Here is a 22,104-nt window from a genome sequence, read left to right as displayed (position 1 = left end):
ACTGCGATGTTGCGTACTGCGATGTGGGGGCAAGGACCGCGAGCGGGGCGGTACTGCGGTGCTCCGGGCGGCGCGCGCTGGGAAGTGTGACGTTCCCAGGAGGCACACGCCGCCCGGAGAGTTCGGGAATCAGACGCCGGTCAGGTGCTCGGGTCGCACCGGCGTCCTGTCGAGTTCCAGACCGGTCGCGTTGCGGATCGCCGCGAGGACGGCCGGGGTGGAGGAGAGTGTCGGCGCCTCGCCGATGCCGCGCAGCCCGTACGGGGCGTGCTCGTCGGCGAGTTCGAGCACGTCGACCGGGACGGTCGGTGTGTCGAGGATCGTCGGGAGCAGGTAGTCCGTGAAGGACGGGTTGCGTACCTTCGCGGTCTTCGGGTCGACGATGATCTCTTCCATGACCGCGATGCCCAGGCCCTGGATCGTGCCGCCCTGGATCTGGCCCACCACGGAGAGCGGGTTGAGCGCCTTGCCGACGTCCTGGGCCACGGCGAGTTCGATGACCTTGACCAGGCCGAGTTCGGTGTCGACCTCGACGACGGCGCGGTGCGCGGCGAACGAGTACTGGACGTGGCCGTCGCCCTGACCGGTCTTCAGGTCGAAGGCGACCGTGGGCCGGTGGCGCCACTCCAGCTCCAGGTCCACCGCCTCGTCCTCCAGTACGTCGACCAGGTCCGCCAGGATCTCGCCGCCGTCGGTGACGACCTTGCCGCCCTCCAGGAGGAGTTCGGCCGTCGCCCAGGCCGGGTGGTACGTGCCGAGCTTGGCCCGGCCGATCTCCAGTACCTTCTCGCGGACCGCCTCGGCGGCGTTCTTCACCGCGCCGCCGGTCATGTACGTCTGCCGGGAGGCGGACGTCGAACCGGCCGAGCCGACCCTGGTGTCGGCCGGGTGGATGGTGACCTGGTTGACGCCGAGTTCGGTGCGGACGATCTGCGCGTGGACGGTGACGCCGCCCTGGCCGACCTCGGCCATCGCGGTGTGCACGGTCGCGACCGGCTCACCGTTGATGATCTCCATCCGCACCCGTGCGGTGGAGTAGTCGTCGAAGCCCTCGGAGAAGCCGACGTTCTTGATGCCGACCGCGTAGCCGACACCGCGTACGACGCCCTCGCCGTGCGTGGTGTTGGAGAGTCCGCCAGGCAGGGCGCGGACGTCCGCGGCCTCGCCGGCGGCGAGCCACTGCTGCTCGGGCGGCAGCGGACGCGCCTTGACCAGACGCAGCAGTTCGGCGACGGGTGCGGGCGAGTCACAGGCCTGGCCGGTCGGCAGCAGCGTGCCCTGCTCCATGGCGTTGATCTGGCGGAACTCCACCGGGTCCATGTCCAGCTTCGCCGCGAGTTTGTCCATCTGCGCCTCGTACGCGAAGCACGCCTGGACCGCGCCGAAGCCGCGCATGGCGCCGCAGGGCGGGTTGTTGGTGTAGAGCGCGATGGCCTCGATGTCGACGTCCTCGATGACGTACGGGCCCGCGGAGAGGGAGGAGGCGTTCCCGACGACGGCCGGGGAGGCGGAGGCGTAGGCCCCGCCGTCCAGCACGATCCGGCACTTCATGTGGGTGAGCTTGCCGTCCTTGGTGGCCCCGTGCTCGTAGTGCAGCTTCGCCGGGTGGCGGTGGACGTGGCCGAAGAAGGACTCGAACCGGTTGTAGACGATCTTGACCGGCTTGCCGGTGCGGAGCGCCAGGAGACAGGCGTGGATCTGCATCGACAGGTCCTCGCGCCCGCCGAAGGCGCCGCCGACGCCCGACAGCGTCATCCGCACCTTGTCCTCGGGCAGGCCGAGCACCGGGGCGATCTGGCGGAGGTCGGAGTGCAGCCACTGGGTGGCGACGTACAGGTCGACGCCGCCGTCCTCGGCCGGTACGGCGAGACCGGACTCCGGGCCGAGGAACGCCTGGTCCTGCATGCCGAACGTGTAGTCCCCGGAGACGATGACGTCGGCGCGCTTCGCGGCCTCGTCCGCGTTGCCGCGGATGATCGGCTGGCGGTGCACGATGTTCGGGTGCGGGACGTGGCCGATGTGGTGGTCGTCGCGGCCCTCGTGCACGAGCAGCGCGTCCGGCCCGGTGGCCGACGCCTCGTCGGTGATGACGGGCAGCTCGACGTACTCGATCTTGATCTTGGCAGCGGCCCGGCGCGCGGTCTCCGGGTGGTCGGCGGCGACGACGGCCACCGGCTCACCGTGGTGGCGGACCTTTCCGTGGGCGAGAACCGGGGTGTCCTGGATCTCCAGGCCGTAGTTCTTCACGTCGGTGGGCAGGTCGTCGTAGGTGAGCACGGCGTAGACACCGGAGGTGGCGAGCGCCTCCGAGGTGTCGATCGACCTGATCTCGGCGTGCGCGGTGGTGGAGCGGAGCGTGAAGCCCCAGAGCATGTCCTCGTGCCACATGTCCGAGGAGTACGCGAACTCGCCGGTGACCTTGAGGGTCCCGTCGGGGCGGAGTGTGGACTCGCCGATACCGCCCTTGGTCTTCGACCCCTGCTGGATGTTGGTGGGGGAACCAGTGACGCCCATGATCAGACCGTCTCTTCCTGGCGAGCGGCCGCGAGGCGGACCGCGTCGAGGATCTTCTCGTAACCGGTGCAGCGGCAGAGGTTGCCGGAGAGCGCCTCACGGATGTCCGCGTCGGACGGGGAGCTGTTCTGCTCCAGCAGTTCGTCCGCCGCGACCAGCAGACCGGGGGTGCAGAAACCGCACTGCACGGCGCCCGCGTCGATGAACGCCTGCTGGATCGGGGAGAGTTCGTCCGCTTCGCCGGTGCGGCCGTCGGTCGGCTTGGACTGCCAGCGCTTGGCGGCGTCCAGGCCGGTGCCACAGGATCCGGCGGCGCAACCGGTGCCGGGGTGGGCGTCGTCGCGGTGCTTGGCGTAGTCCGCCAGGCCCTCGACCGTGACGACCTCGCGGCCCTCGGCCTGACCGGCGGCGACCAGGCAGGCGCAGACCGGCACGCCGTCGAGGCGGACCGTGCAGGAACCGCATTCGCCCTGCTCGCAGGCGTTCTTGGAACCGGGCAGGCCCATGCGCTCACGGAGCACGTACAGCAGGCTCTCGCCCTCCCAGACGTCGTCGGCCTCCTGCGGGCGGCCGTTGACCGTGAAGTTCACGCGCATGATGCGACTCCCTCTGTGCTGCGGCCGTTGCCGCGGTAGGACTCCCAGGTCCAGCCGAGCGTGCGGCGGGCCATGATGCCGACGGCGTGACGGCGATAGCTCGCGGTGCCGCGGACGTCGTCGATCGGGTTCGCCGCACCGGAGACGAGGTCGGCGAACTGCTTGGCGATCGACGGGGTGATGATCTTGCCGCTGTCCCAGAAGCCGCCCTCGTCGAGTGCCGCGTTCAGGAACTCCTCGGCCGCCTTGGCCCGGATGGGGGTCGGGGCCGCCGAGCCGATGCCGGTGCGGACCGTGCGGGTCTCGGGGTGCAGCGCGATGCCGAAGGCGCACACGGCGATGACCATCGCGTTGCGGGTGCCGACCTTCGAGTACTGCTGCGGGCCGTCGGCCTTCTTGATGTGGACCGACTTGATGAGCTCGTCGGGGGCGAGCGCGTTGCGCTTCACCCCGGTGTAGAAGTCGTCGATGGGGATCAGCCGCGAACCGCGCACCGACTCGGCCTCGACCTGGCAGTCGGCGGAGAGCAGCGCCGGGTGGGCGTCACCGGCGGGGGACGCGGTACCGAGATTGCCGCCGACGCCGCCGCGGTTGCGGATCTGCGGGGACGCCACGGTGTGCGAGGCGAGTGCGAGACCGGGCAGCTCCGTGCGCAGGTGCTCCATGATCTTGGCGTAGGGGACGGAGGCGCCCAGCTGGACGGTCTCCTCGCCGACGTGCCACTCGCTGAGGAGGCCGATGCGGTTCAGGTCCAGGAGGTACTGGGGTCGGCGGTGATCGAAGTTGATCTCGACCATGACATCCGTGCCGCCGGCGATCGGCACAGCCGTGGGGTGCTCGGCCTTGGCGGCGAGCGCCTCCTCCCAGCTGGCGGGGCGAAGGAAGTCCATGAAGCGGCTCTCTTCTTCTCATTCGGGTGTTCGCTGGGGCCCGGGACGGCCGGCCCTCGACTGGACGTTCATCTGCTGTTCATTGCTTGACGGCACAAGTACACAAGCCGTGCGGCGTGCGGTGCAGTCACCGAAACCATGAAGGAGTTGGCTGGTGACCTTGGTCGTCTTGTATGTTCGAACGAAGGACGGGAACGAGATACCTCTTCGGATCCCCCTGAAAACGACAAGCTCCGCCGATCGGCAGTATCGGAACGGCGGACCACACAGATCGGCGGCGACGAGATGCGGCTGCGCGCACTGCTGGACACCGACGCGCTGGGCCTGCGGCTGCTCGGCGGCGAGGACGAGCTGGACCGCACCGTGCGCGGTGTGATGACGACGGATCTACGCGATCCGAGCCGGTATCTGACCGGGGGTGAGCTGGTCCTCACCGGGCTCGCCTGGCGGCACTCCGCAGCGGAGTCGGAGCCGTTCGTTCGAACGCTCGCGAGCGCCGGTGTCGTCGGGCTCGCGGCCGGCGAGGCCGAACTGGGTGATGTACCGGAGGACCTGGTGGCGGCGTGCGCCCGCCACCGGCTGCCGCTGTTCGCGGTGAACGAGTCGGTCGCCTTCGCGACCATCACCGAGTACGTGGTCCGCCAGGTGTCCGGCGAGCGGGCCGGGGACCTCGCCGCGGTCGTCGACCGGCACCGCAGGCTGATGACGTCCGGTCCGGCGGGTGGCGGCCCCGATGTGGTGCTCGACCTGCTCACCACCGACCTGGATCTGCACGCCTGGGTGCTCTCCCCCACCGGCCGTCAGATCGCCGGGGCCGGTGACCCGCTGACGGCCGAGGTCGGCGCCGTACTGGCGGCCGGGCACCTCGCGGCGACCCGCACCGGGCGTCGGGGGCCGCACCGGGTCACCGTCCAGGGCACGGTGTACTCGCTGTTCCCGATCCGCAGCAGTGGCCGCGGCGCGGGCCCCGCCGCCCGTGATGTGCGCGAGACGGTGCTCTCCGACTGGCTGCTCGCGGTCGAGGCGGACGCGGGCGACTGGCCGGCCGCCCGGCTGGATCTGCTCCAGGGGGTGACCCAGCTGATCGCCGTGGAGCGCGACCGCCGGGACGCGGCCCGTACGGTTCGGCGCAGGCTCGCCCAGGAAGTCCTCGAACTGGTCCAGACGGGCGCCGCGCCCGCCGAGATCGCGGCCAGGCTGCGGGTGGCCGCTCCGGTGCTGCTGCCGGGGATCGGGGCCGCGCCGCACTGGCAGGTGGTGGTCGCCCGGGTCGACTGGGACCAGCAGGACGGTCCGGCGATCGACGCGGGACCGGTGGCCCAGTCGCTCCTGGAGGAGATCCTGGTCGATCAGGCGCTGCCGGGTGGCGCGGGCACCGGGTCCTCCGACCGGATCGCGGTGGCGCACACCGGGGACGAGGCCATCGCACTCGTCCCGCTGTCGACGCTCACGACCGGCGCGGGAGAGCCGGATTCCGGCGGCCAGGACGCCGGGCTGCACGCCGACGCGCTGCTCACCGCCGTACGCGAGCCGCTCTCGGCGGGCCTCGCCGACGACGGCAGGCTCACTCTGGGTGTATCGGCGTCGGTGCACTCGGCGGAGGGGCTGCGGGGTGCGCTGGAGGAAGCCAGGCACGCCCGGCGGGTGGCCGCGGCCCGGCCCGGCCGGGTCTGCGCGGCGGGCCATCACGAGCTGGCCTCGCATGTGCTGTTGCTGCCGTTCGTCCCCGACGACGTGCGCAAAGCGTTCACCGCCCGGCTGCTCGACCCGCTGCGCGACTACGACCGCCGGCACCGGGCCGAGCTCATCCCGACGCTCGAAGCGTTCCTCGACTGCGACGGTTCGTGGACCCGCTGCGCGACCCGGCTGCATCTGCACGTCAACACTCTGCGCTACCGGGTGGGCAGGATCGAGCAGCTGACGGGCCGTGATCTGTCGCGGCTGGAGGACAAGCTCGATTTCTTCCTCGCGCTGCGGATGAGCTGACGCGACGGGGGGCGCCCGGGACGGCGGGTAGCTCCAAGATTGTGAATTAATTCACCCAACCCCTTGGCCCGGCATGCGTTTCCGTGCTGAGATGCGCCCGTACTCAACAGCTCAATGGCGCGCTCGGGGAGGGCAATGTGGCCTATACCGCCATGTCTGGTTACGGAACGACAGCTGATGACGATCCTCCGCTCCAGACCGCGGTATGGCGGCTGCGCTCGCGCGGCTGCTGGGCGGACGCGGCCGCCCTGCTCGAACCGCACGCGAAACACGACGCCGAGGCCGCGCTGCACCGGGCCGCGCTGCTGATCGAGCGGTGCCTCTACACGGAGCAGGGCTGGACGGACGCGGAGGACGCGCTGCGTACCGCCGAGGCCCTCGCGCGCGACGACGAGGCACGCGGCGCCGCCGCCTGCGAACGGGGTCAACTGGGCTACGCGTCCACGCTGTTGGGCGTACGGGACCGGGCCGACGAGGCGCGGGCCGCCATGGGCAGGGCCGCCGCACTGATCGCACCGGGCTCGCCGGGCCGTCCGCTGCTGGACTTCCGCCGGGGGCTGATCGCACAGGATCTCGCCGATTCGGCCCAGTCGGCCCGCGCCGCCTTCCGTCGGGCGCACGCCGGCGCGACGGCACACGGCCAGACCTTGCTGCTCTCCTTCACCTGGCGCCATCTGGCGTCGCTGGCGCTGCGGGAGGGCGAGCTGGCGGAGGCCAGGCACGGCTTCGCGGAGTCCCTGCGGATCAGGGAGGAGCTGGGCTATCTCGTGGGTACGGCCCCGGCGTTGGCGGCGCTGGCCGACGCGGAGTCCGAGCCGGAGGCGACCCGGCTGCGGGCCGAGGCCGCCCGGCTGTTCCGGCTGCTGGACGGCGTACCCACCTGGCTGGCGGCGCGGCTCGCACCGCCCGCAGCGGCGGTCTGACGCGGTGACCTGCCGGGGCTGCGGCGCCTGCGGCGTCTGCGCGGGGTGCGGTACGTGGGCCCGGAGCGGACCGGCTCCCGGAGGGCACCCCACAGCCGCTCAGCCGTGGGCGCCGGTGAAGTGCTCCCGTACGAGTGACTGGACGACCGTCAGGTCCTGGGCGATCAGGGCGTCGAGCAGCGCCGTGTGCTCCGCCGCGTCGGCGAGGAGGTCGGCGCGGCGGGTGACGGGGGCGCTCACCAGTGGCCACTGGGCCCTGCGGTGGAGATCGTCGGCGACCCCGACCAACTGCTGGTTGCCGGAGAGTCCGAGGACCGCGCCGTGGAAGGCGCGGTCGGACTCGGCGTAGCGGGCCCGGTCGCCGACCGCGGCGGCCGACACGGTGGCCTCGGCCAGGGGCCGCAGCTCCGTCCAGCGCCGGGCCGGGACGGAACGGGCCAGCCTCAGCATCACCGGAACCTCGATGAGGGCCCGCACCTCGGCCAGTTCGGAGAGTTCCCGCGCGCTGCGCTCGGCCACCCGGAAACCCCGGTTGGGCACGACCTCGACGGCGCCCTCGACGGCGAGCTGCTGCATCGCCTCGCGTACCGGCGTGGCGGAGACACCGAAGCGCATCCCCAGGACCGGTGCCGAGTAGACCTCACCGGGGAGCAGTTCGCCGCCGACCAGGGCGGCGCGCAGCGCGTCGAGGATCTGGCCGCGCACCGAGTGGCGCTGCACCACTTTCGGCCCAGCGAACGGCGGTGTCACCGACGGCTCTCCGTGGGTGTGCTCGCCGCGGACCTGCCCGGCGCCGCCGAGCGGCTCGGGGCTGCGGGCAGGTCCCGGGATACGGGCCTGCTCAGGCGGGTGCGCGGAGACGTGCGGCCGTGCCGCGTCGCGCGCTCTGCCCTGTTCCACCTGGGTCCTCCTCCTGCGTCCTGTTCAGCACGATAGGCGGACCTGGCGTCAGTTCACACATCCGCCGAATCGGATAAGGTAAGGCTTACCTGCCCACGATCGCGATTCGGTGGTCCCTGCATGACTCTCCCCACCATGCTGCGCAGCCCGGTCTCGGCCGCCTACGAGCGACTGGCCGAGGTCTTCCCCGGCCTGTCCGTCACCGAACTGACGGGCGCCGAGCAGCCGCCGGTCACCGGTGGCTGGGTGACCGCCACCGCGCTCGCGGCCGGTGGTCCGGCGCTCGACGCCTTCCTCGACTGGGACCGGGCGCAGGTCCAGCGGGACTACGGGCAGTCGGCCCGGCCCGATGTCATCGCCGGCTTCGGCTTCCACCGCTACGCCTGGCCCGCCTGTCTGCTGATCACGGTCCCCTGGTTCCTGCACCGCAGGGTGCCCCGGCTCCCGGTCGGTTCCGTCGCCTTCCAGCGCACGCTGGGCCGGATGACCGTCCGGACCGGTGAATTCGCCTGCCTTCCCGACGACCCGGCGGCGGCGCTGCCGGGCGCCAGGGCGGTGGCCGATGAGGACGCGCTGCGCGCCGAGGTGCGGGCGGCCGTCGCCGAGCACCTGGATCCGGTGCTCGACGGTTTCGGGCCGCGGATGCGGCGCGGCAGGCGTGCACTGTGGGGCATGGCGACCGACGAGATCGTCGAGGGGCTCTGGTACATCGCGCATCTGCTCGGCGAGGAGCAGCGCGGGGTGACGGAGCTGGAGCGGCTGTTGCCGGGCGCGACCGCCCCGTACGTCGGTGCGGCGGGCTTCCGCGAGCTGACCGGACCGCAGGGCCGGCCACTGCCGACCCGGGACCGGGCGAGCTGCTGCCTCTTCTACACCCTGCGCCCCGAGGACACCTGCGTCACCTGTCCCCGGACGTGCGATGCGGACCGAGTCGCGAGGCTCAGCTCTGACACCGCCCGTTCGGCTGACTGAATTCGCACGCAACAGGACGCGCACGCAAGGCAGTTCGACCAGATCACCCCTATCCGGTGTTCCCCGCCCTCCGTTGGCGTGCTCTTGTCCCGAAACGCCCTGAGGGCCCCGGGATCTGAGCAACCATTGCGCCCGCAAGGCACTGACGCGATGCAAGGGACACCGCATGCGACTGACCGACATATCTCTGGACTGGCTGCTTCCCGGTGGCGTGATGATCGCGGGGGTCCTGGTCGCGGTGGCGGTGCTCGCGCGCGGCAAGCGCGCCGCGGACAAGGCCACGACCGACGACACCTGGGAACGCAGCGAAGAACGCAGACGGCACAAGGAAGCGGTCTACGGGATCGCCTCCTACCTGCTGCTGTTCTGCTGCGCGGCGGTCGCCGCCGCGCTCTCCTTCCACGGCCTGGTCGGCTTCGGCCGGCAGAATCTCGACCTCACAGGGGGCTGGGAGTACCTCGTCCCGTTCGGCCTGGACGGCGCCGCCATGTTCTGTTCGGTCCTCGCCGTACGCGAGGCCAGCCACGGCGACGCGGCGCTCGGCTCCCGGCTGCTGGTGTGGACCTTCGCGGGTGCGGCGGCCTGGTTCAACTGGGTCCACGCACCGCGCGGGCTGGACCACGCGGGCGCTCCGCAGTTCTTCGCGGGGATGTCGCTCTCGGCTGCGGTGCTCTTCGACCGCGCGCTGAAGCAGACGCGGGTGGCCGCGCTGCGCGAGCAGGGGCTGGTGCCCCGTCCGCTGCCGCAGATCCGGATCGTACGGTGGCTCCGCGCCCCCAGGGAGACCTTCGGCGCCTGGTCGCTGATGCTCCTGGAGGGGGTGCGGACGCTGGACGAGGCGGTCGACGAGGTACGCGACGACCGGCGCCGGAAGGAGGAGGACCGGCTCCGCAGGCGGGACCACGAGAAGCTGGAGCGGGCCCATCTCAAGGCCATCAACCGGCAGCACCGTTCCTTCGGACGCGGTCGCGGCGGCCGTCAGGTGGAGGTGGCGGGCACGGCTCCGGCTGTGACCGCCGCGAAGGCCGTCGCGGAGCCCGCCATACCCGAGCCGGGACAGCTGCCCTTACGACCCAGGCCCTCCCTGCAGGCGGTGACCGGCCCTGAGGCCGCGAAAGGCGCGGAGCCCGCGCCGGTCGACCTCACCGCCGAGGACGACACCCAGACCCTTCCGCGACTCGACTCCCTGGAGCAGAAGCTGAAGGATCTGGAACAGCAATTCGGCTGAGCGCGACGTGCCGTGGGCCCTATCCGGGCTCACGGCACAGCACTCGGTTCACAGCTCTCGGTTCACGGCGCTCAGCTCTCGGCTGTACCGGCGGCGGTCAGGCGGCACCTCACAGCTGACCGCCGCCCGGAGCGGCCCCCGGCACAGGGCCCAGTTCGAACCAGACCACCTTCCCCAGCCCGTGGGTCCGTACGCCCCAGGCGTCGGCCAGGGATTCCACCAGGACCAGTCCCCTGCCGTGCGTGCCCGCAGAGGTGGCCCTGGCGCGCCGCTCGGGCCGCCCGGCCGCGAAGTCCCGTACTTCCACCCGGAGTCCGGACGGGCCGATGCCCGCCGTGACCACCGCTCCGCGGTCGGTGTGGATCAGTGCGTTGGTCACCAGCTCGCTCGTGAGCAACTCCGCGACATCGGCAAGATCTGCGACAGCGGCGGGATCAGGCACGCCGATGGCTCCCGAAGCGCCGACGGCCCCTGCGGCATCGGAACTCCCGCACTGCCGGAGCAGTTCCCGGAGGCCGCGCCGGACCTCCCGGACCGCCGCCAGATCCCCGTGCGCGAGTCTGTGCTGCAGCCGTCGGCTCCCCCTGATGTCCTCACCGTCCGCACCGAAATCCTGGCCGCACCGGCCCGGCACGGTGTCCACCCCGCTCTGACACACCGTCATATCCCCCGCCCACGCATCGCCGTACTCGCTCGTGCTCGAACAGCTTCACCGGAATGCATGCCCGGCAGGTGGTCGCTCACGCCTTCGGGGCCCGGAGAACCACAGGTGGGTGCCGCGCGCCCGGCCGGGGAAGTGAAGCGGAGAACGTCACGCCGAGCCGATCCTTGAGGAGCAGCGATGCACGACGACCGATCGCTGGTGGAGGGCCGCCTGGAGCGGGCCCTGCACCAGTTCATCCGGCCCGCGCAGTACGCGGACCGGGCGCCCCTCGCCCTTTCTGTCTGGCATGTCCCGGGCGAACCGGTGCCCGTGGCGGAGGCGCTGCGGGCGACGTACGAGCCGTTCACGACCGGTACTCCATGGGGAAGCCCCTGGTCCACGAGCTGGTTCCGACTGGAGGGCACCGTCCCCGAGAACTGGGCGGGCCGTCGGGTCGAGGCCGTGATCGACCCGGGGTTCACCGGTGACGGGCCCGGCTTCCAGGCCGAGGGCATGGTCCACGACACCGACGGGGTCCCCGTCAAGGGCATCCATCCGCGCAACCGGCATGTACCCGTGGCCGCGCCCGCCGCCGGTGGTGAGCAGGTGCGCCTGCTGCTGGAGGCGGCGGCCAATCCGGCGGTGCTGCACGGATTCGAGCCGACACCGCTGGGCGACGTACTGACCGCGGGCGACGACCCCGTCTACCGCTTCGCCTCCGCGGATCTGGCCGTGCTGGACGAGAACGTCTGGCATCTGGTCCTGGACATCGAGGTGCTCTCCGAGCTGATGCGGGAGCTGCCCGCCGACCGGTCCAGGCACCACGAGATCCTGCGTTCCCTGGAGGACATGCTCGACGCGCTGGATCTGCACGATGTGGCGGGGACCGCGGTCGCGGCGCGCGAAGCGCTCGCGGACGCGCTGTCCCGGCCCGCCGAATCGGGCGCCCACCGCGTCTCGGCCACCGGCCACGCCCATATCGACTCGGCCTGGCTGTGGCCACTGCGCGAGACGGTACGGAAGGCGTCCCGCACCTTCGCCAATGTGACCGCGCTGGCGGCCGACTACCCGGAGCTGGTCTTCGCCTGCTCGCAGGCCCAGCAGTACGCCTGGGTGAAGGAGCACCAGCCGCACATCTGGGAGCGGATCAAGAAGGCCGTGCAGGACGGCAACTGGTCGCCGGTGGGCTCGATGTGGGTCGAGTCGGACGCCAACATGCCGGGCGGCGAGGCGCTGGCCCGGCAGATCGTGCACGGCAGGCGCCTCTTCGCCGAGGAGTTCGGCGTGGACACCGAGGAGATCTGGCTGCCCGACTCCTTCGGCTACACGGCGGCCTTCCCGCAGCTGGCGAAGCTCGCGGGGATCAAGTGGTTTCTCACCCAGAAGCTGTCCTGGAACCAGGCGAACAAGATGCCCCACCACTCCTTCTGGTGGGAGGGCATCGACGGGACCCGCGTCTTCACCCACTTCCCGCCGGTCGACACCTACAACTCGCAGCTGCACGGCGCGGAACTCGCCCACGCGGAACGGAACTTCGCGGAGAAGGGCCGGGCCACCCGCTCCCTGGTGCCGTTCGGCTGGGGTGACGGCGGGGGCGGTCCGACCCGGGAAATGCTGGAGAAGGCGCGCAGGCTCAGTGATCTGGAGGGCTCGCCACGGGTGGAGATCGAGAGGCCGTCGGTGTTCTTCGCGGCGGCCGAGGAGGAGTACGGGCCCCAGGCGCCCGTCTGGTCGGGCGAGCTCTACCTGGAGCTGCACCGGGCCACGTACACCACGCAGGCGAAGACGAAGCAGGGCAACCGGCGCAGTGAACACCTGCTGCGCGAGGCCGAGTTGTGGGCCACGACGGCCGCGCTCAGGTCGCCGCGCTACGCCTATCCGTACGACGATCTGGACCGGATCTGGAAGACGGTACTGCTGCACCAGTTCCACGACATCCTGCCGGGTTCGTCCATCGCCTGGGTGCACCGGGAGGCGCGGGAGACCTATGCGCGGGTACGGGAGGAGCTGGAGGGCATCATCGCCGCAGCAGTGGCGGCGCTCGAACTCGGCCCGGACGTGCGGCCGTTGAGTGGCGGGCCCGGCCGGGCGACGGCGCTCAACGCCTCACCGTACGCGCGCCGCGAGGTGATCGGGACGGCGGACGGGGGCCTCGGCTTCGTCGACGTACCGCCACTGGCGTCCGCCCCGGTCTCGGCCTCGGTCCGGGCCGCCACGACAGCGGCGGGCTCCGACTCGCTCTCCGGCGGCGCGGCGGGAGACGCAACTACCGTGCAGGCGACCCGGGTCGGGCCGGACACGGTGCTCGACAACGGGCTGCTGCGGGTCACCGTCGACAGCGACGGGCTGCTCACCTCGGTACGGGACCTGGTGGCGGACCGCGAGGTGCTCGCCCCGGGCAGCCGGGGCAACCTGCTCCAGCTGCACCCCGACCACCCCAACCAGTGGGACGCCTGGGACATCGACCGGCACTACCGGCGTAGCCACACCGATCTCACGGCGGCCGACTCGGTGGAACTGCTCGGGCAGGGACCACTGCGGGCCGCGGTGCGCGTCGTACGGACCTTCGGGAAGTCCCGTATCACCCAGGAGCTGCGGCTCGACGCGGCGAGCCCGCGCCTCGATGTCGTCACGGAGGTCGACTGGCAGGAGTCGGAGAAGGTCCTGAAGGCGGCGTTCCCCCTCGACGTACACGCCGAACGGTCCACGGCCGAGATCCAGTTCGGGCATGTGCACCGCGCCACGCACACCAACACCAGCTGGGACGCGGCCCGTTTCGAGATCTGCGCGCACCGCTGGCTGCGGGTCGCCGAGCCGGGGTACGGGGTCGCGGTGCTCAACGACTCGACGTACGGCCACGATGTGACGCGTGCGGCGCACGAGCACGGCCTGGGCACCACCGTACGGCTGACCCTCCTGCGCGCCCCGCACAGTCCCGACCCCGGGACGGACCTCGGCACGCATCGGTTCAGCTACGCACTGCTGCCCGGCGCGGGGGTGACGGACGCGGTCCGGGAGGGGCTCGCGCTCAACCTGCCGCTGCGGACGGCCGACGCCCCGGAACTGGCACCGCTGGTCTCCACCGGCCACCCGGCCGTGACGGTCGAGTCGGTGAAGCTCGCCGAGGACCGCAGCGGGGACGTCGTGGTGCGGCTGTACGAGTCGGCCGGTGGCCGCGCCGACACCACGCTCCGTCTCGGCTTCCCCGTGGCCCGCGTCCAGGTCACCGACCTGCTGGAGCAACCGCTCCAGGACGCGGCGGGAGGCACGGAGGCAGATGCGGACGGAGACTCCGAGGAGCTCGCGGTGAGTCTGCGCCCCTTCCAGATCCTGACGCTGCGCATCCGGCCGGCCTGACCGTCGCAGCCCGTCCGTCCGTCTCGGGAATTGCTCCCGGGACGGGCGGTACCGGGGTCGCCTCATCTGGGTGTTCCACTGCTGGGCCATGCGATGTCGTCAACGGCGAGAAACCGCTCGTCGGCCACGGTTCCGGGAGTTACCCCGGTGAAACCCATGACGTCACGATGCAGGTGGGACTGATCGGCGTAGCCGGTGTCAGCCGCGACTTGGGCCGCGTGTTCACCCGAGACCAGACGGTGGGCAGCATGGTCGAACCGGACCAACTTCACAGCTTGCTTGGGTGGCAGGCCGAGCTGCGACCGGAACCGGGACCACAGTCGTTTACGGCTCCATCCGACCTCGGCCGCGAGTTCGTCGACTCTCACCAGGCCACGGCTACCGATGATCCGGTGCCAGGCCCAAGCCACCTCCGCGTCTACCGGCGGCCCCGCCTCGTACCGGCGGGCGAGCAGCACATCCGTAAAGGCGAAGCGATCCTGCCACGACGACACATTGGCCAGTTGCTCGCGGATCCGGGGCGCCTCCCGGCCCCACAGATCGTCCAGGGACACGACGGCGCCGTCGAGGTCGGCGGGGGCAACATCCAGAACCGCGCGTGCGATCACCGGCGACAGGCGCACCTGCACGCACTCGACGTTCTCGCCCCATGCCCGGACCGTGCCTCCGGACCCGAACCCGGGCCCGGCGACGATGCTTCCCCGCTGCTGCTGCCCGACAGCACAGTCGAGAACGGGCGAGCCTGCGCCGAACTCCAGGAGCAGCGTCACGGCCGGGTGCGGGACCATCCGGAGCGCGTCCAGGTCATGGACACGGAACCCGGCCATGGTGAGACCGTCCACTCTGCTGGGACGCTGCGGGCATGCGACATCCCACACAGCCGCACCGTGCATGAAGGTCCGCACAGTCCCATGCTACGTGAGCCGACCGACGGGAACATTTATCCAATCCGCCGGTGGGTACCAGCGGCGACAGTGAACTCATGACTGATTCTGACGGCAGCCCGCACATGGGCAACTACACGGGGACCACCGGGAGTTCGATCCTGACGCTGGACGGCGACGACATCCACGTGTGCCAGGACGGCCCTCGTGACGCCCCCGCGCTCCTGCTCATCCACGGGTCCGCGTCCTCGACCCGCTCGTGGGACCCACTGGTTCCGTTGCTGACCCCATCTCACCGAGTCATCCGCATCGACCTGCTCGGGCACGGCCGGTCTGCCAAACCGGCCGACCGCAGCTATGCGCTCCCGGACCAGGCACGCCGGGCCGGCATGGCCCTGGACCGGCTCCGCGTCGAACACGCCGTGGTCATCGGCCACTCCAGCGGCGGCGTGGTCGCCACCGCCCTCGCCGAACAGCGACCCGACCTGGTGAGCGCGCTCACGCTCATCAACACAGGCCCCGGTCTGGGCGCCTTCATCGCACCGCAGTCCGTCACCATCGGACCCTCGCAGTGGCCTCCGACCGACGAGCAGATCCGCCAGTTCGCGAGCACCGGGTTCAGTCGAGCGGGCTACCAGATCCCACCAGAGCTCCTGGACGAAGTGCGCTGTATGACCCACCACACGCTCACCGCGACGATGCAGGCCACCCGTGACTACCTGGAGCAGCAATCGCTCCCGGACCGGCTGGCGCCCCTCGGCAAGCCGCTACTGGTGATCTTCGGCGAGGACGACCGCAGGTGGCGATCCTCATCCGCCGCTGACTACCGCACCGTTCCGGGCGCGAACGTCGAGTTGCTGCCCGGTCTCGGACACTCCCCCATACGTGAGGATCCCTCCAGTACCGCTACTTTCCTGCTGGCTTTCACCACGACCCACTCCGCACGGGTGGACTGAATGACAAGGAGGGGTGCCATGCGGATTCTTGTCTCTGGCGCCGGCGTCGCCGGTCCGGTGCTGGCGTACTGGCTCACCAGGCACGGCTTCTCCGTCACCGTTGTTGAGCGCGCGCCGGGTCCGCGCAGGACCGGCGGCCACGCGGTCGACCTGTTCCGACCCGCTGTGGACATCTCGGAGAAGATGGGCGTGCTCCCGCACATCGAGGAGCGGGCCACCGGTACCAAGCGGATGACCATCCATCAGGAGAGCACACGGCGTCCCGTCCGGGTGGACCTCTCCAAGATCTTCGGTGCCGCCTCCGACCGGCACGTCGAGATCATGCGCGACGACCTGAGCGAGATCTACTACGGCGCCGCGCGCGACGATGTCGAGTACCTCTTCGGCGACTCGATCACCGCGATCTCGCCCGACGGCGAGGTGCGGTTCGAGAACGCCACGCCACGCCGTTTCGACCTCGTCGTCGGCGCAGACGGGCTGCACTCCCATGTGCGTCGCCTCAGTTTCGGCGACGAGTCCCGCTTCAGTGCCTTCACGGGGGCCTACTTCGGAGTGCTGACCCTGCCGAACGTCTCCGGGCTCGACGGTGAGCTCCACATCCACGTCGGCGTCGGCCGCACTGCCGGCATCTACGGCGCCCGGCACCTCGGGGACGCGCGGGTGTTGTTCCTGTTCCGGAGCGAGCGCGAACTCGACTGCCACCACCACGACGTGGCCCGGCAGAAGGAGCTGCTGCGCAGTGCATTCGACGGCATGCACCCTGATGTGGACCGCTGGCTGGAGGAACTCGGCCGCACCCGGGCGTTCTACTTCGACTCGATCACCCAGGTTCGCATGGACACCTGGTCGCGGGGGAGGGTGACGCTCGTCGGCGATGCGGCCTATTGCCCAGGTCCGGCGGTCGGCGGCAGCACCAGCCTGGCCGTTGTCGGAGCCTACGTCCTCGCCGGGGAACTGGCGCGGGCAGGCGGCGATCACAAGCGCGCCTTCCCCGCCTACGAGCACGCGATGGCGGAACACGTGCACGGCAGCCGCGCGGCAGCACTCGGTGCGGCCAAAACCCTGATCCCCACCTCACGCCTCGGCGTGCGGGGACTGGCCCAGGGCGCCCGCTTGATCTCCGCCCTGCCCGCAGGACCCAGCCGCGCCCTCCTCCGCCTCACCACCAAGAGCGCACGCCTCTACAACTCCATGACTGTCGACGACTACCCGCCGCCGCCCACCGCATCACGAGGCACCCCATAGCGAGCGTGCCGAACAGCATGCCCCTGCCCATCATGTAGCTCAGGGGCAGGTAGTTCAGCGCGGTGGAGGGCCGAACCCCTTGACCGGGTACGAAGTCGACCCAGAACTGCCTGACCAGACGCTCGGTGTACATGGCGCCCTTGGGGAGGCCGGTACTGTCCGAGGTGGATCAGTGCGCTGAGCGCGTCGGCCGCAGACCCGTCGGGGACCTGCGGGAGCGACGGCAGTACCCTTCCCCGGTCGACGACCGACGCCAGCGTGTCCAGCGCCACGCCCCGGTCCCGCGCCAGGAGCCGGTCGCGCGCGAAGTCGAATTTCCCCTGGTGGGTGGTGACTTCGGCGCGATGCCCCATGGCGATGATCCTGCCCAGTGAGGGGGCGCTCGCCGCCAACTCGACCGCGACCTCCAGGTGATCGATGTGCACCACGAGCAGGCGCGGGGCGGCGCGCAGCACGTCCGCCTCGCATCCGGTCAACGGGCTTCTTCAATCCCTGACTTTGAGGAAACGCATCCGGGTCGCCCCGTTGCTGTCGGTACCGCCGGCCTCGGCGTCGGTGACCCTGCCGCCGGTGAGGACGAACATCAGGTGCAGGCGGACCGTCCGGGGGCCCGACGTGACGGTGTACTCGGTCATGATGTGTGTGGTTCCGCCCTGCTCCTCCTGCCCTGCCGCGTTGATCGCCGCGATCTGGGTGAAGCTCGTCAGGAGGGTGTCCGTCGTCTCGTCCCTGAGCCAGCCGATGATGTAGCCGCTGCCGCCGGTGGCGGTACCGAGCGCGTACCGCACATCACTGTCGATGTGGTAGACCCCGGCTTCCGGGAGCACGATGTCGGACTCGGGGATCGGCACATCGGTACCGGTCTTGGCCAGGAGGTTGGCATGCTGCCGCTCGGCGTTGAGGAACCCGCTCACCGGCGTGAGGCGGGCGCCGATCCTCCACTCTTCGGGGCAGCCGGGCATTTCGGCGATGTCGATGTCCACCGACCGTTCGAGGCTGGTGTTGCCGCCCGGTGCGATGCCCATCAGGTCGACCCGCGGTACGAGTAGCCCGCCGGCCGTGTTCCGCGCGGCGTTGCACGGGGACGGGTCCAGAGCGGGCGTGTCGGGCGCGTACAGACACCCGTCGCTGCCCCGGGTGATGGCGTTGCCCAGGTCGGTGGAGATGCACGGGGGCCGGGGGGTGGAGCATCCGTCCTGGCATGTGGAGACCGGGATGACCGGCGGGACCGGGGCGTAGGGGGCTGCGCCGTCGAGGGTGTCGGTCGTGCATGTGACCACGCCGTCGCAGTTGCGACAGGTGGTACGGAGGAACGGCCTGCCGCAGCCCGGGGCGGATGCCTGGACGGTGAGGACGAGGCTGTCGACGGTCCACTGCTTGGGGCCGACCCGGCAGGTGTCGTCGTTGCCTGTTTCGAGGTTGAGCTCGACGACGATCTTTCCCGCGAGGACATCCGCGAGGGACACGGTGGTCGGTGGGATGACGCCGTTGTCGTCACCACCCGCCGGCAGATCGGGTGGGCCCAGGAGATCGGTGCGGATCGGGGTCGTGCCGTTCCACAGGGCGAAGCGACCGTAGAGCTGGCAGGCCGCGTTCGGGCCGTCGTTGTGGACATGGACCGAGGCACTGATCGTGAGGCTGGTGGGGTTGCCACGCAGTGACGCGGGGTCGATGTGCACGACGCCGGCGAGCCAGGTGTGCTGGCCGTTGTGTGTGCCGTCGTCAGCCGGGAACGTGCCCGTACCGCAGTTCAGGATGGTCTGAGCGACGACAGGGTCCAGTGCGGCATGGGTGTTGGCGATGGTGTAGTAGGGCGTCGGGTCGGTGCTGTCGGCGGTCGCTGCGACCCGGTACGGTGCGGAATCGCGCAGCGGGGTCGTCTCGCAGCGCTGGCACGGCTCGGAGCCGGGACAGAGGACGCCGACGGGGCGACAGGCCGCTTCAGTGGGCTGACAGCCGCCGATGACGATCGGGGACTGCCTGCAGCCGCATCCACTCATGGTTCAACTCCTGGTGTGAGGTGGGGTGGTGTGGTGGCAGCGGCGTGTGCGCCATGCCTTTCGGCGCCGTTGCGCCCGGGGTGGTGGTGTGCCGGCTCGCCAACCGCGCGAAGGAAGTCGCGCTGGACGCAGGCACGTTGAGGGATACCGGCGACCCCGGAGCCGGTCGCGACCGGGCAGAGGAAGACGGCCGTCTACCGGACTGTCCACCGGGCCGTGGCTGATATGACGTCGGGCGTCAACCAGCTACGTATTCCCTCAGCTGGTCACGCCCTTGAGGTGGGAAACAGAAGCGGCCATGTCGGCCCCTCTTCGAGAGTCTGCTGCTGGGCAAACCCGCGTGGGGCGCTCGGACATGGGCAAACTCAAGCTCAGTCACTTACCGTCTTCGTTACAAGACTTAATGTACTGTTTCAGCATCTGTATGGCATTACGCCGTTAGGGTGGCTGATTTCACCGTCTGACGGCAGAGCGCTCGCAACCTTCCGCCGGACAGACCCCGGACGCATCCAGTGATCGGTTCCCCACAGCTCGACCCACAGGCCGACCATGCTGCCGGGCTCGTCGCTCACGCTCGTCCTGGACATGCTCGCACCCTGACCAGCAACATGATCGGCCGGACACGTCTTAGCCGTTCACCTCGTACTGACCGGTCAGCCGGAAGTACCGCAGAGCCTCCGGGGAGCCGTCGTCGAGCACCTTGTTGACGGCAGCGCGCAGAGCGTCGCTGATGTTCGGGTCCGTGAGCATGTGAACGATGTAGACGGCGTCGTCCTCGGCCTGGGCGAGCCGGTACCCGGTTTCCCGGAAGGCTCGCGCCGCTTCGGGAGTTCCGGCATCAAGAGCCTCGTTGCACCTCTTGATGACCGCCTTGTCGCCATTCTCCGTCGCCCCGTTGAGAATCCGGGCGATGGCAACCTGGTCATCCTCGAACTGAGCCTTCTGGTAACCGGTTTCGAGGAACGCGCGCATGTCCTCCACGGTCCCGCCGAGAGCCCTGTCGGCTTCTCGGACGACCGCCCTGCCGCTGTTCTTCGCCAGGATGTCGGCTATCGCGGCGCGCAGTTCGGCTTCCGTCATCTCGTCCACCGGCATGTCGGACCTGACCGTCGCGGTAACGGCCGTGGCAGCCGGGGCGGCGGCGAATGCCGGGGTGGTGAAGAGCAGGGCAGGAGTGAGGGCGGTGACAGCGACGACGAGCGCGGCGCGGGTCGGTCTCATGAGTGTGTGCCTCCACGGGCGGGTTATGGGCGGGTTACCGGCGGGCGGACTCTTTCACGGGTATTCACGAGGAAGATACTCATCGATCTCCCCGCCGTGCTCGTCGCACCACCACGCGATGCGGCAGTCCAGACACGTGTACCGCCACCGCAGGCCATCGGCGATGGGGTCCCGCGCCTGCGACATGACGACGTGGATGTCACCGCACTTCAAGCACCGGAGAGCGGGCTTCACCGGCCCTGTGCCGTAGGCGTCGTACACGCAATTAATTCCTCTGCTCGGAACGCGTTTCGGGACGCCCAAGTCTCTCGCAGGTGCAAACGGTGGGAGCGCGGTCGGCCGAACGCACGCCCCCACCGCCCTTCCGTGCGCTGGCTGTTGTGACGAGCGAGCGCGCGGGTCCGGGTGGGCAGGCCACGGACCGTCAGGGCGCGGCCTGCCCGGTCCCACGCGCAGGGGGGAGCATTGCGCGCGTGGGAGCTTCAGCGGTTTCACGCGGGGCTGCCGACGTCCCCGTGTGGATCGGGCACCGGCAGTCCGGCCACGTGGCCCGCTTCGCTTCGCGGTGGATCACCCGAAGCGCTTCACCCGGGGCGCAGTTGACCCCTGCCTGGTGGCAGTCGGCGCACTGGGTGAGGTGGTTGAGGTACTCGCGGTACGTCTGTTCCGCACGCGCCCGAGCTTCCGCCCCCGAGGGCGTATTCAGCACCATCGCGTCACTCGCCGAGTACCAGCAGCGGCAGCCGCAAGCCCCTTTCGAGGGCGGTTACGGCGGCGCGGATGCGTCGTTCCTGGTAGGGCGGGGTGTACTCGCCGAGTTGGGCCAGCGGTACGCACGTGAGGGCGCCGATCTCGTCGGCCGCGTCTTCGGGTACGGCGAGCGCGGATTCCTCTTCGGGGGTCAGGCGTCCCCCGTCGCAGACGATCGTGAACCCCTCGGCCGACCTCTTGCCCTCGGTCGGTGCGGGGACGTGGTCGAGGGCGAGGAAGTGGGTGAGGCGGCGGTAGAGGCCGGTCTCCTCGGCGAGTTCGCGTGATGCGGCGGTGGCGATCCGTTCCCCCTGATGGGATCCACCCCCGGGCAGTTGCCAGCCCTCGCGGTAGGTGGTCTTGACCAGGAGTACGGCCCCTTCGCTGTTGCGCAGGACCGTGACGGCGCCGATGTGTCGGCGGGGCGGATTCACGGAGTCGATGTCGGCGTGGGGCATGGGGAGTGCCTCGTTCCCAGGGGCCGTGGACGGCTCAGCACCCTCGGTGAGTTCGTCGAGTCGGCGGTCGATGCGGTAGGCGAACCGGGTTGCTTCCGCTACCGAGATGGAGCCCAGAGAGATCTTGTGCAGGGGGTGGTTGCAGGCCGCGCAGGGCTCTTCGATGCCGATGTCGTCGAAGTCGACCTGGAGCCGCCGGAGAGCGTTGACGAACGCGGTGGCGGCGTCCTCGGCGTTCTCCCGGTCGTTGTTCGTCCAGTACCCACGGTCAACAGGGCCGAAGTCGTTCATGCGTGGGTCTCCTTGTTCTCCCGGAGCTGTGCGCGAGCCCGGGTCATCGTGGACGACTCCCCGGCGTCGGCCTTCGGGGCATCTGGACAGACCGGGTTGCCGCACCGGCAGGGCGGCCACTTGTGTACGGAGAGATCCGGTTCGGGTTGCTCGCCCATGTGGTTCAACTGCCTTTCCAGCCCGGCGACGCCCTCGCGGAGGACGTCCTTGGTCAGGGGTACGTATCCGGTGCGCGGCACCCGGTCCGGGGCCAGGTGCCAGAACCCGCCAGCCGCTACCAGGGCTGCCAA

18 protein-coding genes are annotated in these 22,104 nt (G+C 70.4%); 7 read left to right on the top strand and 11 right to left on the bottom strand.

Going from position 1 to position 22,104, the window contains the following annotated elements:
• Positions 1-129: 129 nt before the first annotated feature.
• The 3 genes from OG709_RS29580 to OG709_RS29570 are packed head-to-tail and all read right to left on the bottom strand — an operon-like array spanning position 130 to position 4,000.
• On the bottom strand, positions 130-2,514 hold the full coding sequence (locus OG709_RS29580; RefSeq protein ID WP_329168243.1) for a xanthine dehydrogenase family protein molybdopterin-binding subunit: 2,385 nt from the start codon (positions 2,512-2,514) through the stop codon (positions 130-132).
• Positions 2,515-2,516: 2 nt separating this feature from the next.
• Positions 2,517-3,110, bottom strand: coding sequence for a (2Fe-2S)-binding protein (locus OG709_RS29575; protein ID WP_250305894.1), 594 nt, complete (start codon positions 3,108-3,110; stop codon positions 2,517-2,519).
• Positions 3,101-4,000 (bottom strand): FAD binding domain-containing protein, encoded by a 900-nt coding sequence (locus OG709_RS29570; protein WP_250305893.1) that lies wholly within the window; start codon positions 3,998-4,000, stop codon positions 3,101-3,103. Before OG709_RS29570 ends, OG709_RS29575 begins: the two co-directional genes overlap by 10 nt.
• 285 nt (positions 4,001-4,285) lie before the next feature.
• Between OG709_RS29570 and OG709_RS29565 the strand changes: the two genes are divergently transcribed.
• Together OG709_RS29565 and OG709_RS29560 are read left to right on the top strand one after the other, a co-directional pair.
• On the top strand, positions 4,286-5,986 hold the full coding sequence (locus tag OG709_RS29565; protein WP_250305891.1) for a PucR family transcriptional regulator: 1,701 nt from the start codon (positions 4,286-4,288) through the stop codon (positions 5,984-5,986).
• Positions 5,987-6,138: 152 nt separating this feature from the next.
• Entirely contained in the window at positions 6,139-6,909 is a 771-nt protein-coding gene (locus tag OG709_RS29560) for a hypothetical protein (RefSeq protein WP_266640061.1), read from the top strand.
• Between the two features lie 99 nt (positions 6,910-7,008).
• On the opposite strand, the gene OG709_RS29555 is transcribed toward OG709_RS29560, so the two are convergent.
• Complete coding sequence (locus tag OG709_RS29555) at positions 7,009-7,809, bottom strand: GntR family transcriptional regulator (RefSeq protein ID WP_250305890.1); 801 nt, start codon at positions 7,807-7,809, stop codon at positions 7,009-7,011.
• Positions 7,810-7,929: 120 nt separating this feature from the next.
• Here OG709_RS29555 and OG709_RS29550 point away from each other — a divergent pair, with 120 nt between their 5' ends.
• Together OG709_RS29550 and OG709_RS29545 are read left to right on the top strand one after the other, a co-directional pair.
• A complete protein-coding gene (locus tag OG709_RS29550; RefSeq protein WP_329168238.1) occupies positions 7,930-8,781 on the top strand; it encodes a (2Fe-2S)-binding protein in 852 nt (283 codons plus the stop codon).
• 166 nt (positions 8,782-8,947) lie between these two features.
• The gene (locus OG709_RS29545) at positions 8,948-10,009 is read left to right on the top strand and encodes a DUF2637 domain-containing protein (protein WP_250305887.1); all 1,062 of its coding nucleotides are present in this window, start codon (positions 8,948-8,950) and stop codon (positions 10,007-10,009) included.
• Between the two features lie 109 nt (positions 10,010-10,118).
• Here the strand turns inward: OG709_RS29545 and OG709_RS29540 are convergent, their stop codons facing one another.
• The gene (locus tag OG709_RS29540; RefSeq protein WP_329168236.1) at positions 10,119-10,673 is read right to left on the bottom strand and encodes an ATP-binding protein; all 555 of its coding nucleotides are present in this window, start codon (positions 10,671-10,673) and stop codon (positions 10,119-10,121) included.
• 177 nt (positions 10,674-10,850) lie between these two features.
• Here OG709_RS29540 and OG709_RS29535 point away from each other — a divergent pair, with 177 nt between their 5' ends.
• Entirely contained in the window at positions 10,851-14,009 is a 3,159-nt protein-coding gene (locus OG709_RS29535; RefSeq protein ID WP_329168235.1) for an alpha-mannosidase, read from the top strand.
• Between the two features lie 62 nt (positions 14,010-14,071).
• Here the strand turns inward: OG709_RS29535 and OG709_RS29530 are convergent, their stop codons facing one another.
• Positions 14,072-14,914 (bottom strand): helix-turn-helix domain-containing protein, encoded by an 843-nt coding sequence (locus OG709_RS29530; protein ID WP_329168233.1) that lies wholly within the window; start codon positions 14,912-14,914, stop codon positions 14,072-14,074.
• Positions 14,915-14,991: 77 nt separating this feature from the next.
• Here OG709_RS29530 and OG709_RS29525 point away from each other — a divergent pair, with 77 nt between their 5' ends.
• Both OG709_RS29525 and OG709_RS29520 read left to right on the top strand, forming a co-directional pair.
• A complete protein-coding gene (locus OG709_RS29525; RefSeq protein WP_329168232.1) occupies positions 14,992-15,849 on the top strand; it encodes an alpha/beta fold hydrolase in 858 nt (285 codons plus the stop codon).
• An 18-nt stretch (positions 15,850-15,867) separates the two neighbouring features.
• Positions 15,868-17,094: an FAD-dependent monooxygenase gene (locus OG709_RS29520; protein ID WP_329168231.1), complete on the top strand. Its 1,227-nt coding sequence runs from the start codon at positions 15,868-15,870 to the stop codon at positions 17,092-17,094.
• Positions 17,095-17,579: 485 nt separating this feature from the next.
• Here the strand turns inward: OG709_RS29520 and OG709_RS29515 are convergent, their stop codons facing one another.
• The 5 genes from OG709_RS29515 to OG709_RS29495 all read right to left on the bottom strand — a co-directional run bounded on the left by OG709_RS29515 (position 17,580) and on the right by OG709_RS29495 (position 22,104).
• Positions 17,580-19,094 (bottom strand): hypothetical protein, encoded by a 1,515-nt coding sequence (locus OG709_RS29515; RefSeq protein ID WP_329168230.1) that lies wholly within the window; start codon positions 19,092-19,094, stop codon positions 17,580-17,582.
• A 627-nt stretch (positions 19,095-19,721) separates the two neighbouring features.
• Positions 19,722-20,315 (bottom strand): ALF repeat-containing protein, encoded by a 594-nt coding sequence (locus OG709_RS29510; RefSeq protein ID WP_329168228.1) that lies wholly within the window; start codon positions 20,313-20,315, stop codon positions 19,722-19,724.
• A 54-nt stretch (positions 20,316-20,369) separates the two neighbouring features.
• Positions 20,370-20,576 (bottom strand): hypothetical protein, encoded by a 207-nt coding sequence (locus OG709_RS29505; protein ID WP_250305877.1) that lies wholly within the window; start codon positions 20,574-20,576, stop codon positions 20,370-20,372.
• Between the two features lie 455 nt (positions 20,577-21,031).
• Entirely contained in the window at positions 21,032-21,814 is a 783-nt protein-coding gene (locus OG709_RS29500; protein ID WP_250305874.1) for an NUDIX domain-containing protein, read from the bottom strand.
• A complete protein-coding gene (locus tag OG709_RS29495; protein WP_266640076.1) occupies positions 21,811-22,104 on the bottom strand; it encodes a hypothetical protein in 294 nt (97 codons plus the stop codon). Before OG709_RS29495 ends, OG709_RS29500 begins: the two co-directional genes overlap by 4 nt.

The sequence above is a fragment of the Streptomyces sp. NBC_01267 genome (assembly GCF_036241575.1).
Taxonomy (GTDB): domain Bacteria; phylum Actinomycetota; class Actinomycetes; order Streptomycetales; family Streptomycetaceae; genus Streptomyces.
This window is presented reverse-complemented; position numbering and strand designations above follow the sequence as displayed.

Bases quoted from the DNA above. Each gene is read 5' to 3' on its own strand.
- OG709_RS29550 (WP_329168238.1), top strand. From the start codon at position 7,930: ATGACTCTCCCCACCATGCTGCGCAGCCCGGTCTCGGCCGCCTACGAG.
- OG709_RS29570 (WP_250305893.1), bottom strand. From the start codon at position 4,000: ATGGACTTCCTTCGCCCCGCCAGCTGGGAGGAGGCGCTCGCCGCCAAG.
- OG709_RS29545 (WP_250305887.1), top strand. From the start codon at position 8,948: ATGCGACTGACCGACATATCTCTGGACTGGCTGCTTCCCGGTGGCGTG.
- OG709_RS29515 (WP_329168230.1), bottom strand. From the start codon at position 19,094: ATGAGTGGATGCGGCTGCAGGCAGTCCCCGATCGTCATCGGCGGCTGT.
- OG709_RS29500 (WP_250305874.1), bottom strand. From the start codon at position 21,814: ATGAACGACTTCGGCCCTGTTGACCGTGGGTACTGGACGAACAACGAC.
- OG709_RS29580 (WP_329168243.1), bottom strand. From the start codon at position 2,514: ATGGGCGTCACTGGTTCCCCCACCAACATCCAGCAGGGGTCGAAGACC.
- OG709_RS29560 (WP_266640061.1), top strand. From the start codon at position 6,139: ATGTCTGGTTACGGAACGACAGCTGATGACGATCCTCCGCTCCAGACC.
- OG709_RS29575 (WP_250305894.1), bottom strand. From the start codon at position 3,110: ATGCGCGTGAACTTCACGGTCAACGGCCGCCCGCAGGAGGCCGACGAC.
- OG709_RS29565 (WP_250305891.1), top strand. From the start codon at position 4,286: ATGCGGCTGCGCGCACTGCTGGACACCGACGCGCTGGGCCTGCGGCTG.
- OG709_RS29520 (WP_329168231.1), top strand. From the start codon at position 15,868: ATGCGGATTCTTGTCTCTGGCGCCGGCGTCGCCGGTCCGGTGCTGGCG.
- OG709_RS29525 (WP_329168232.1), top strand. From the start codon at position 14,992: ATGACTGATTCTGACGGCAGCCCGCACATGGGCAACTACACGGGGACC.
- OG709_RS29540 (WP_329168236.1), bottom strand. From the start codon at position 10,673: ATGACGGTGTGTCAGAGCGGGGTGGACACCGTGCCGGGCCGGTGCGGC.
- OG709_RS29535 (WP_329168235.1), top strand. From the start codon at position 10,851: ATGCACGACGACCGATCGCTGGTGGAGGGCCGCCTGGAGCGGGCCCTG.
- OG709_RS29510 (WP_329168228.1), bottom strand. From the start codon at position 20,315: ATGAGACCGACCCGCGCCGCGCTCGTCGTCGCTGTCACCGCCCTCACT.